Here is a 1,191-nt window from a genome sequence, read left to right as displayed (position 1 = left end):
GGGCAGATTCCAGGGGTCGTAGCAACACCGCTGGTTGGTTATGCGGACAGTAGTTCACCAAGACGCTCGGCTGGGTTCTTCCAGCCGAGCGTCTTGCGTGGGCGGCCGTTGAGCTCGTGAGCGACGTGTTCGAGGTCTTCAGGGCCGTGGACGGACAGGTCGGTGCCCTTGGGGAAGTACTGGCGCAGGAGGCCGTTGGTGTTCTCGTTGGATCCGCGTTGCCAAGGGCTGGCGGGGTCGCAGAAGTAGACCGGCATGTCCGCGGCGATGGAGAAGGAGCGGTGGGCCGCCATCTCGGCGCCCTGGTCCCAGGTCAAGGAGCCTCGCAGGTGCGCGGGCAGGGTCGAGATCGTGGCGAGCAGGCCATCGCGGACCTGTTCGGCGGTGCGCCCGTGCGGCAGGTGGACCAGCATCACGTAGCGGGTGGTGCGTTCGACCAGGGTCCCGATCGCCGAGCCGCCGTCCGCGCCGATGATCAGGTCACCTTCCCAGTGGCCGGGAATCGCACGGTCGGCGACCTCAGCCGGCCGCTCGCTGATCATGACCATGGGGTCGACGAAGCGGCTGGTGCGCGCGTGCGGATCGCGCCGGGGGCGCGGCCGGTGCGCAGCGCTGCAGCGACTTCACGGCGCAGCCCGCCGCGGGCCTGGATGTAGAGCGCCTGGTAGATCGTCTCGTGACTCACGCGCATCTCGGGGTCGTCGGGGAAGTCGGTGACCAGAGCGTGGCAGATCTGCTCCGGAGACCACCGCAGCGCGAGCTTGTCGCACACGTAGGTGCGCAACGTCCCCTCGACGGCCAGCTTCGCGGTCTTCGGGCGCGTTCGGCGAGCCGCCGCTGCCCGATGCGCCCCGAACGGCGCATAGCCGCCGTCAGCGCAGGCGTTGCGGCGGATCTCCCGGCTGACCGTGGACGGCGCCCGCCCCAGCCTCGCGGCGACCGCGCGCACCGACAGCCCCGCCCTGCGCAGGTCGGCGATCTGCTCGCGCTCGGTCAATGACACGAACCTTGAGCTCAACACCTTCTCGACCCGCAGCACCGGCGGGCCTTGCATGATCGTGGTCACCCCGCGTGCATAGTCCACCAGCCGCCCGTCCGGATACAGCCGGCGCCCGTTGGTCTTGCGAACCCCTCGCTCCCAGTCCTTGGCCGTGCGCTCGTGGACTCCGACCTGCTCGGCCGCACGCCGCC

Annotated in this window: 1 pseudogene; it reads right to left on the bottom strand. The window is 70.0% G+C overall.

The annotated features are described in order from the left end of the window. Positions 1-38 precede the first annotated feature (38 nt). Positions 39-1,191 (bottom strand): annotated as a pseudogene (locus tag M1R94_RS20185) (IS30 family transposase); the annotation flags it as partial.

It is taken from the genome of Actinotalea alkalitolerans, assembly GCF_023369855.1.
GTDB lineage: Bacteria > Actinomycetota > Actinomycetes > Actinomycetales > Cellulomonadaceae > Actinotalea.
The sequence above is the reverse complement of the archived record's forward strand: the minus strand, read 5'-3'. Positions and strand labels throughout refer to the sequence as shown.